Source organism: Arthrobacter sp. B0316-1-20 (assembly GCF_059091865.1).
Genome location: NZ_JBNHHC010000087.1, coordinates 1 through 9,614, shown reverse-complemented (window position 1 = coordinate 9,614; position 9,614 = coordinate 1). Strand labels below are relative to the sequence as shown.

General features: G+C 66.9%; 11 protein-coding genes and 1 pseudogene. 11 read left to right on the top strand and 1 reads right to left on the bottom strand.

The features are described from left to right. Positions 1-59 precede the first annotated feature (59 nt). The 9 genes from rplF (at position 60) to AC5RW2_RS38700 (ending at position 6,419) form a co-directional block, all read left to right on the top strand. The gene (gene rplF, locus AC5RW2_RS38740) at positions 60-596 is read left to right on the top strand and encodes a 50S ribosomal protein L6 (RefSeq protein ID WP_494075177.1); all 537 of its coding nucleotides are present in this window, start codon (positions 60-62) and stop codon (positions 594-596) included. 3 nt (positions 597-599) lie between these two features. Then, positions 600-983 carry a 50S ribosomal protein L18 gene (gene rplR / locus AC5RW2_RS38735; RefSeq protein WP_127511074.1) on the top strand — a complete coding sequence of 128 codons (384 nt, stop codon included), beginning with the start codon at positions 600-602 and terminating at the stop codon, positions 981-983. Further along, positions 980-1,696, top strand: coding sequence for a 30S ribosomal protein S5 (rpsE, locus tag AC5RW2_RS38730; RefSeq protein WP_493989347.1), 717 nt, complete (start codon positions 980-982; stop codon positions 1,694-1,696). The genes rplR and rpsE overlap by 4 nt, the downstream gene beginning before the upstream one ends. After that, positions 1,696-1,908: a 50S ribosomal protein L30 gene (rpmD, locus tag AC5RW2_RS38725; RefSeq protein ID WP_127511076.1), complete on the top strand. Its 213-nt coding sequence runs from the start codon at positions 1,696-1,698 to the stop codon at positions 1,906-1,908. The genes rpsE and rpmD overlap by 1 nt, the downstream gene beginning before the upstream one ends. A 2-nt stretch (positions 1,909-1,910) precedes the next feature. Continuing rightward, positions 1,911-2,366, top strand: coding sequence for a 50S ribosomal protein L15 (gene rplO, locus AC5RW2_RS38720; protein ID WP_493979208.1), 456 nt, complete (start codon positions 1,911-1,913; stop codon positions 2,364-2,366). A gap of 196 nt (positions 2,367-2,562) precedes the next feature. After that, entirely contained in the window at positions 2,563-3,876 is a 1,314-nt protein-coding gene (secY, locus tag AC5RW2_RS38715) for a preprotein translocase subunit SecY (protein ID WP_493979207.1), read from the top strand. Next, complete coding sequence (locus tag AC5RW2_RS38710) at positions 3,873-4,448, top strand: adenylate kinase (RefSeq protein WP_494000474.1); 576 nt, start codon at positions 3,873-3,875, stop codon at positions 4,446-4,448. The genes secY and AC5RW2_RS38710 overlap by 4 nt, the downstream gene beginning before the upstream one ends. 30 nt (positions 4,449-4,478) lie before the next feature. Continuing rightward, entirely contained in the window at positions 4,479-5,306 is an 828-nt protein-coding gene (gene map, locus AC5RW2_RS38705; protein ID WP_494000473.1) for a type I methionyl aminopeptidase, read from the top strand. Between the two features lie 267 nt (positions 5,307-5,573). Further along, positions 5,574-6,419 carry a metal-dependent hydrolase gene (locus AC5RW2_RS38700; RefSeq protein ID WP_494075176.1) on the top strand — a complete coding sequence of 282 codons (846 nt, stop codon included), beginning with the start codon at positions 5,574-5,576 and terminating at the stop codon, positions 6,417-6,419. Positions 6,420-6,481: 62 nt separating this feature from the next. Here AC5RW2_RS38700 and AC5RW2_RS38695 read toward each other — a convergent pair whose 3' ends face one another. Beyond that, a complete protein-coding gene (locus tag AC5RW2_RS38695) occupies positions 6,482-8,077 on the bottom strand; it encodes an HNH endonuclease (RefSeq protein WP_494075175.1) in 1,596 nt (531 codons plus the stop codon). 256 nt (positions 8,078-8,333) lie between these two features. Here AC5RW2_RS38695 and AC5RW2_RS38690 point away from each other — a divergent pair, with 256 nt between their 5' ends. Next, complete coding sequence (locus AC5RW2_RS38690) at positions 8,334-9,326, top strand: P1 family peptidase (protein ID WP_494075174.1); 993 nt, start codon at positions 8,334-8,336, stop codon at positions 9,324-9,326. A 219-nt stretch (positions 9,327-9,545) separates the two neighbouring features. Beyond that, a pseudogene (locus AC5RW2_RS38685) lies at positions 9,546-9,614 on the top strand (translation initiation factor IF-1); the annotation flags it as partial.

Genomic DNA, 9,614 nt, shown 5'->3' with positions numbered 1-9,614 from the left:
AGAAGGGCGTGGGCGGCGAAGTCCTCGCTTACGTCTGGTAACGGAAAGGAAGAGATTAAATGTCACGTATTGGACGTCTCCCCATCACCGTTCCCGCAGGCGTTGAGGTCAAGATCGACGGCAACGTCGTCTCCGTCAAGGGCGCCAAGGGCGAGCTGAGCCACACTCTGGCTTCGCCCATCACGGCCTCCCTGGACGAGAACACCATCACCGTCTCCCGCCCGAACGACGAGCGCGAATCCCGGTCCCTGCACGGCCTGACCCGCACGCTGATCAACAACATGATCGTCGGCGTCACCGAAGGCTACAAGAAGAACCTCGAGATCGTCGGCACCGGTTACCGCGTGCAGGCCAAGGGCTCGAACCTCGAGTTCGCCCTCGGCTTCAGCCACCCGGTGGTCGTCAACGCACCCGAGGGAATCACCTTCGCCGTGGAGGGCGCCACCAAGCTCTCCGTTTCCGGTATCAACAAGCAGCAGGTCGGCGAAGTTGCTGCCAACATCCGCAAGCTGCGCAAGCCCGACCCCTACAAGGGCAAGGGTGTTCGCTACGCCGGCGAGCAAATCCGCCGCAAGGTCGGAAAGGCTGGTAAGTAAACCATGGCGATCAGCATTAATAAGAAGCGGACCTCGAAGTCCAAGTCCGCAGCACGCGGCCGCCGCCACCTGCGCGTCCGCAAGCGCATCACCGGTACCGCGGTCCGTCCGCGCCTGGTGGTCAACCGCTCCGCACGCCACATCTTTGTCCAGGTTGTCGATGACAGCAAGGGCATCACCGTGGCTTCCGCTTCCACCATGGAAGCCGACCTGCGGGCGCTCGACGGCGACAAGTCCGCCAAGGCAAAGCGCGTCGGTGAGCTCGTTGCCGAGCGTGCCAAGGCTGCCGGTGTTGAGGCCGTGGTCTTTGACCGCGGCGGCAACCGGTACCACGGCCGTATCGCAGCGGTTGCCGACGGCGCACGTGAAGGTGGGCTGGCACTGTGACCGCTGAGAACAACGAAAAGGAAACTCAGGTGACTGAAGCAACTGAGACCGCTGCCGCGGGATCCGCTGAAACCACCGCTGCTTCCGGCCAGGAGGACCGCCGCGGCGGCCGTCGTGGCGAACGCGGTGGCAGCGACCGTGGTGGCAACGACCGTGGCGGCCGCGGCCGTGGCCGCGACAACGCCCGCGACGCCGAGAAGGACAAGTTCCTCGAGCGCGTCGTCACCATCAACCGCGTGTCCAAGGTCGTCAAGGGCGGCCGCCGCTTTAGCTTCACGGCCCTGGTAGTTGTCGGCGACGGCAACGGCATGGTCGGCGTGGGCTACGGCAAGGCCAAGGAAGTTCCGGCAGCGATCGCCAAGGGCGTGGAAGAGGCCAAGAAGTCCTTCTTCCGCGTGCCGATCATCGCCGGCACCGTTCCGCACCAGGTGCAGGGCGAAGCCGCTGCAGGCGTTGTCATGCTGCGTCCGGCTGCTGCCGGTACCGGTGTGATCGCCGGTGGCCCGGTCCGCGCCGTGCTCGAGTGCGCCGGTATCCACGACGTGCTCTCCAAGTCGCTCGGCTCGGCCAACGCGATCAACATTGTGCACGCTACAGTCGATGCGCTGCGTCGCCTGGAGGAGCCCCGCTCCGTGGCTGCCCGCCGTGGCCTGCCCCTGGACGAGGTTGCTCCGGCTATCCTGCTGCGCAACATGCAGAAGGCAGGTGCGTAATGACCACACCCAAGAATCTGACTCCGTCGGATGCGCAGTTGGAAATCACGCAGATCAAGTCCGTCATTGGCGGCAAGCAGAACCAGCGCGACACGCTGCGTTCACTGGGCCTGAAGCGCATCGGACACACCGTTGTCCGCAGCGCCGATGCAGTGACCGTCGGCATGGTCAACACTGTTTCTCACCTGGTGAAGGTTGAGGAGGCGAAGTAAAGATGGCAGAAGAGAACAAAACTCTGAAGGTCCACCACCTGCGTCCTGCCCCCGGTGCCAAGACCGCCAAGACCCGTGTCGGTCGTGGTGAAGGCTCCAAGGGCAAGACCGCCGGTCGCGGTACCAAGGGTACGAAGGCCCGTTACCAGGTCAAGGCTGGCTTTGCCGGCGGCCAGCTGCCGCTGCACATGCGCCTGCCGAAGCTGCGCGGCTTCAAGAACCCGTTCAAGGTGGAATTCCAGGTCGTAAACCTGGACAAGCTCAACGAGCTGTTCCCCGAGGGCGGCGAAGTGACCGTGGACGCCCTGGTGGCCAAGGGTGCGGTTCGCAAGAACCAGCCCGTGAAGGTCCTGGGCACCGGCGACATCACCGTCAAGGTCGATGTGAAGGTTGACGCCTTCTCCGCCAGTGCCGCTGAAAAGATCGCCGCCGCCGGCGGCACCGTGACGGCGCTCTAGCAGCCCGTGACTGGTGGGGTCTTTTAGCAGCCTCTGACTGAACTCGTGGTGGCCGGTTTCTGCCGGCCGCCACGAGTTCAGCCGCTTTAAGGCACACCACGTATTCTTAACCCGTTTAATGCGAACGGGCCGAGCCGATAGACTCGGATCTTGTGACTTGCCGCGCAGCGGCATCAGAAACTTCTTGGGAGGACGCTTGCTTAGCGCAATTGGCCGGGCATTCCGGACGCCGGACCTGCGGCGCAAGTTGCTGTTCACGCTCGGCATCATGACGGTCTACCGCATGGGCGTCTTCATCCCCGCCCCCGGCGTGGACTACGGCAACGTGCAGCAGTGTCTGGCGCTGGGCAACACCAGCGGCGGGCTGTACCAGTTCGTCAACCTCTTCAGCGGCGGTGCGCTGCTGCAGGTGTCCATCTTCGCCCTCGGCATCATGCCGTACATCACCGCCAGCATCATCGTGCAGTTGCTGCGCGTCGTCATCCCCCGGTTCCAGGAACTGCATCAGGAAGGCCCACAGGGCCAGTCCAAGCTCACGCAGTACACCCGTTACCTGACCATCGCGCTGGGCCTGCTCAACGCCACGACGCTGGTGTCGCTGGCGCGGACCGGCGCCCTCCTGGGGGACTGCCCGGTCCCGATCATCCCCGAGGACAACCTGGTCACGATCTCCCTGATCATCCTGACCCTGACCGCAGGCACCGGCCTGATCATGTGGATGGGCGAGCTGATCACCGAAAAGGGCGTCGGCAACGGCATGTCCCTGCTGATCTTCATCTCCATCGCCGCCGGTTTCCCGAGCTCGCTCGGCGAGATCTGGAACACCCAGGGCGTGAACGTGTTCCTGGGTGTGCTGATCGTCGGCCTGCTGACCGTAGCCGCGGTGGTCTTCGTGGAACAGTCGCAGCGCCGCATCCCCGTGCAGTACGCCAAGCGCATGGTGGGACGCCGCACGGTCGGCGGCACCAGCACCTACATCCCGATCAAGGTGAACATGGCCGGTGTCATCCCGGTAATCTTCGCGTCGTCGATGCTGTACCTGCCGTCCCTGATCGCCCAGTTCAACACGCCGGCCGACGGCACCACCGCACCGCCGGAGTGGGTCAACTGGATCAACACCTACCTGGTCAGCGGGGACTCGCCCTTCTACATGGCGGTCTACTTCGCGCTGATCGTCTTCTTCACCTACTTCTACGTGGCGATCACGTTCAACCCCGAGGAAGTGGCGGAGAACATGAAGAAGTACGGCGGCTTCATCCCGGGCATCCGGGCCGGCCGCCCCACGGCCGAGTACCTGCAGTACGTGCTGGCCAGGATCACGCTGCCCGGCGCGCTCTACCTGGGCATCGTCTCGCTCATCCCGCTGATCGCCCTGGTACTGATCAACGCCAACCAGAACTTCCCGTTCGGCGGCGTCTCCATCCTCATCATGGTTGGTGTGGGCCTGGAGACCGTCAAACAAATCAACGCTCAACTACAGCAACGTCACTACGAAGGACTTCTGCGATGACACAAATGCTCATTATCGGCCCGCCCGGATCGGGCAAAGGCACCCAGGCCTCCCGCATCTCCGACCGGCTGGGCATCGTCGCGATCTCCACCGGAGACATCTTCCGCGCCAACGTGAAGGAAGAGACGCCGCTCGGCGTCGAGGCCAAGAAGTACATCGACAAGGGCGAGTTCGTGCCGGACAGCGTCACGAACAACATGGTGCGCGACCGGTTGAAGCAGCCCGACGCCGCGGACGGCTTCCTGCTGGACGGCTACCCCCGCACCGGCGGCCAGGTCGACGAGTTGGACAGCATCCTGGCCGAGGCCGGTTCGCAGCTGGACATCGTGCTGCAGCTGACCGCCGACGACGAGGAGCTGGTCAAGCGCCTGCTCGGCCGCGCCGCGCAGGAAGGCCGCAGTGACGACAACGAAACGGTGATCCGGCGCCGGCTGGCCCTGTACCACGAGCAGACGGAGGCCGTGGTGAGCCGTTACGCTGACCGCGGGATCGTCGCGACCGTTGACGGCATCGGCGATATCGACGAGGTCACCGAGCGCATCATGTCCGCGCTCAAGTCCGTCACGGCCTGACACCCGCCAGACAGTTAGAAGAGGCAGCCCATGGCCTTCGGCCAGCCCAGCATCGAATACAAGACCAAGGACCAGATCCGGAAAATGCGGACCGCCGGCCTGGTGGTCAGCCGCGCCCTGGACGCTGCGGTTGCCGCAGCCGTCCCCGGCGCAACGACCGCGGATGTGGACGCGGCCTTCGAAGCAGTGCTGGACGAGGCCGGGGCCAAGAGCAATTTCAAGGGCTACCACGGCTTCCCCGCAACGGTCTGCGTGTCCGTCAACGAGGAAGTGGTCCATGGAATCCCGGGCGGCAAGGTGCTCGGCGACGGGGACATTATCTCGATCGACGGGGGCTGCAGCATTGACGGCTGGCACGGCGACTCCGCCCGCGGCGTGATCGTGGGCACCGCCGATCCGGAAGACCAGCGGCTGTCGGACGTCACGGAGGAGGCCATGTGGCACGGCATTGCCGCCCTCGCCACCGGCCACCGCGTGGGCGACATCGGCAACGCCATCGACGACTACGTCTCCTCGGTGCCGGGCAAACCGTTGGGCATCCTGGAGGACTACGTGGGCCACGGCATCGGCACCGCCATGCATCAGGCCCCGGACGTGCTGAACTACCGGACGAACCACCGCGGCCCGAAGATCCGTCCCGGGCTCTGCCTGGCCATCGAACCCATGCTGGTGCGCGGGGACATCGAGACCAAGGTGCTGGACGACGACTGGACCGTCGTGACCACGGACGGCTCGCGGTCCTGCCAGTGGGAGCACACCGTGGCAGTGCACGACGGCGGCATCTGGGTTTTGACCGCCGAAGACGGGGGAGCGGCCAGGCTGGCTCCGCTGGGGGTTACGCCCGTGCCGCTGGACTAAACGCCCGCTGACACACCCTTGGCCTGACGTCATCGAAAGGCCGGGTCCCGCTGGATTTATCGTCCAGCCGGCCCGGCCTTTCGAGGTTAATCCGCAGCCCGCAGCCACGATCCCGGGCCCTGCGGCCAGCCGACTGGCTCCGCACCCTGATCCCGGCTCGCCGCGGCCAGCCGACTGGCTGCGCCCGGACACCGCACCACCCAACCCTGGCCCGTCAGTCGATAGGCCGCGCCCGGACGCCGCACTCCCGAAAGGACCTTGCCCATCATGATGGGAGCCCACCACGCCCTCTCCGGCGCCGCCGCCTGGATCGCGGTCACCAGCCAGGTCCACATACCGCTGGATGCCCTGACGACGCCGATGGGCTGGGGCGGGCAGAGCCTCACCCTGGGCTGGGGGCTGCTGGACGTGGGTCCGCTCGGCCTGATCACCGGTGCCATGGTGACCGCCGGCGCCGCACTCGTCCCGGATGCCGATCACCGCCACGCCACCATCGCCCGCTCGTTGCCGCCGCTCTCCAATGCGGTCTGTGCCGGTATTGGCGCTGTGGCCGGCGGGCACCGCAGGGGCACCCACTCGCTGATCGGCCTGGCGGCGTTCGTCGCAATCGCGTGGGTCGCCGGGCTCTGGACTGCCGAGACCGAGCGGTTCGGCACGGTCTACCCGGGCGCCGGTATTCTGTGCGTGTTGCTGGTCGCCTTTGCCGCCAAGGCCCTGAAGTTCCTGCCCGACGGGCTGCAGAAAATTCCGTGGGCCGTCGGCCTGTCTGTGGCGGTCTTCATCGCCCTGTACGCCCCGGAACAGCACAACTGGTTCCCGCTGGCCATGGGCATCGGCGTCGTCATGCATGTGCTCGGCGACATGCTGACCACCGGGGGAGTGAATTTGCTGTGGCCGCTGCGGATCAAGCCACCGAAGGTGTGGCGCAGGATCCCGCTGCTCAACGCCATCTGGCGGCGGAACGGCTACTTCGCCCTGCCGCTGCTGGGCAATGCCGGTTCGGCACGCGAGTGGGCGCTGCTAGTCCCGGTCAGTGCCTATGTGGTGGTCCTACTCATCGGGGCGTGCCTCGACGTCGGGCAGCAGAGCCTGGTGGCCATCGGGGCCGGCTAGCTGCTAATCGCCGGATTCGAGAAGAGTCTGAGGGCCTTCCCCGACGGCAACGGGCTGGCCGCTTACGCCGCTTTGGTTCCAGGCGGCGGGGTGCCCGGCGGTGGCGGCGCGGTGTTGGTGTAGGTGTGCCCGGTGGGGGTGGTGGTCTCGACCTGGTGCAGGGGCCCCCCGACTGTCCGGCTGGACCAGCTTTCGGCTTCTTTGTCCTGGTTACAGCGTTCGCACAGGCCCTGTCCGTTGGTGATGGTGGTTTTCCCGCCGTCGGACCAGGCGACGATGTGGTCGATGTGCCGGATCGGGGCGTCGCACCAGGGGCCGGAGCAGACCTGGTCGCGGGCGATGACCATCCGGCGTAGTCCGGCCGGGAACCTGCGGGCTTTCGAATCCATACCGAGCAGTTGCCCGGTGCCGGGGGCGGTGTAGAGGCGGCGGATCCAGACGTCCGCAACGCCGCCGGGTTTCAGCTCTTTGCTGCGTCGGGCGGTCTGCCGTGCGGTCTTCCAACCAGGTTCGGTGCCTGCCGGCGGCGCATTCTGCCCGGGCGCTTGGCCCGGCGGCTCATGGCCGGTCAGCGTTCCTGCCGGTGCGCTTTGGGCGGGTGGCCTCTTGCCGGCCAAGCCCGCTGCGTGGCCGATGCCGGCCCTGGCGGTGCCGGTTGGTACGGGCGGGTTTTGCGGGAGGCGGATGAGGTCTCGGGCGTACTGAGCCGGGACGACGCCGTAGCCTGTGAGCCAGGCCGGTTCGCTGTCGCCTTGGAGCAGGGCGCGGTCCGTCATGACGAGCTGTATTTCGGTGCGGGCCGGGTCGGCGGTGGAGGCACCGGTGACGCGTTCGAACATGGTATCGGCCATGGCCTGGCCGCGAGTCCTGACATCGCCGTTGTTGCGCAACCGGTCGGCTTCGCGGTGCAGCGCGGCCATCAGGGCCACGCCCTGGACGACGGGCAGCAGTGTCCGGACGGCCACCATTGTGTCGGGTTGGGGGCGGGCGGAGACGTGCCGGTCGGCTTCGGCTTTCGCGGCGCGGTGCACGACGGCGCGGGGGTCCAGACGGTAGGCGATCCGTTTGGCTTCGGCTTCGAGTTGCCGGTTGCCCAGCCCGTGAAGGCGGGCCGGGTTGCCGGCCAGTTCCTGGTCCACCGCGGCCCGGTCCTCCTTGGTCAGACACGCGGTTTCGCGGACCAGGGCAGCTGCGCGCCACTCGTTCAGGTGCCCGGTGGCCAGGGCGTTGAGGGTGTGCGGCATTTCGGTGACCAGGATCTTCGCGACGCCGAGCATAAGCGCGGCGCGGTGCGGGGATTCCCGCCGCGCCAGCCCGATCTGCTTCGCGATGCCCTGGCCCTGCCGGTTCTTCGGGACCCCGGCGGCGGCGCGCCGGGCCCGCGTGGCCTCATCCAGGGCTACCTGCAGTTTGGCTTGGGCGGCGGCCGCCGCGTCCTTGGCGTTTTCCAGCGCGGTGATCCGGTCCACCAGGTCCTGTTCGGAACCGAGCAGGTCGACCCGGGCCAGGGCGTCGGCGAAGGCGTTGATCCTGGGCGTCCGGACCGGCCCACCGTGTTCGGCGTGCGCAGGCCGCGCTCCCCGCGCTGGATGCGCTGCTTCGCGTGCCTCGGCTGCTTCGGGTGCTGCTGGTGGCTCTGGTCCGGCCGGATCAAACATGTCGGCGTCTCAATCTTCGGCGTGCCTGCGGCACGGCAACGACTACGAGAGGTCATGGAACAAGGTCCACGGACGCCGCCGGGACCCCCGTCCCGATGGCCAACGATGCTGCTGAACTACTAAGAACAGGCTATTAGCCGGGTACGACAGTTTCGGAACGCGCAGCGGACCGGTGGGCAGGGGGAGACGTGCCGAGCGTGCTTAACCGCTGCACCTCATCCTTGCCCATCCCCATCCTCAGGGCGAGGATGAGGCCATGGCTTCTTCCATTACCGACGTGCCCGGCATCCGCGTGGGCCAAATCCAAAAGATCGGCCACGGCTGGCTCACCGGCGTCACCGTGGTGCTGCCGCCGGCCGGGACGGTCGGCGCAGTGGATGTCCGCGGGGGCGGGCCGGCCACGCACGAGACCGACGCGCTCGATCCCACCACGCTGGTGCCCACCGTGGATGCCGTTGTGCTCGCCGGGGGCAGCGCCTTCGGGCTGGTGGCCGCGCACGGCGCGCAGCGCTGGCTGGAGGAGCAGGGGCGCGGCTTCCGCACCCAGAATGCGGTGGTGCCGATTGTTCCGGCCGCTGCCATCTACGACCTGGGCCGCGGCGGGGACATCAAGGCGCGGCCTGATGAGCAGATGGGGTACGACGCCGCTGCCTCCGCCGGTGCGATGGAGGACTTTGGTACGGTGCAGCGGGGCAATGCGGGCGCCGGCACCGGGGCGGCGATGGGCTTCCAGCAGTACAAGGGGGGAGTGGGGACCGCCTCGCTGCGCATGGGCGGCACGAACGAGGGAATCGTGGTCGGCGCGCTCGCGGTGGCCAATGCCGCCGGCCATCCGTTCCATGGGACCAGGGGAGCCTCGCTCGCGGCGAAAACAGAAGCACCGTCCGGAACACCAGGAGCACCGGGAGGAAGCGGCTCACCGGGAGCCGGGCCGCTGAACACCACCCTGTGCGTGGTCGCCACCAACGCCGTGTTGGATCCGGCGCAGGCGAAGCGGACGGCGTCGGCCGCGCACGCCGGCCTGGCCCGGGCCGTTAGCCCGTCGCACACCCTGATGGACGGGGACGTGATCTTCGTCCTGGCCACCGAGGCGCAGCAGTTGGTGCAGGACGGGCCCATTGATCCCCGGGCGGAACTGCACGTGCTGGCCGCGGAAGCGGTCACCGCGGCCATTTGGGACGCCGTGGTGAGTGCCGAACGGGTGGACGCGGCCGGCGTCGTACTGGAGAAGTATCCGCACCTCGGCTGAAGTCTGTCGCGCGCGGGCCCCAGGCGTTACCCGGATTTAACTTTATCCGGCTTCCGGAGTACAGTTGTCTGTTGGTTGTCTCTACTTTCATGCCCATCTTCGGGTGCATGGCGCCCGCGAAAGCCTGCCGGAACGTACGGCTCAGTGGGAGTGTAGCGGCAAGCGAAACCCTAAAACTAGCCACCGCTCCGGCGATGGTTACTGACGTTAGCGGAGGATATGGCTAAGAAAGACGGTGTCATTGAGATTGAAGGCACTGTGCAGGAGGCTCTGCCCAATGCGATGTTC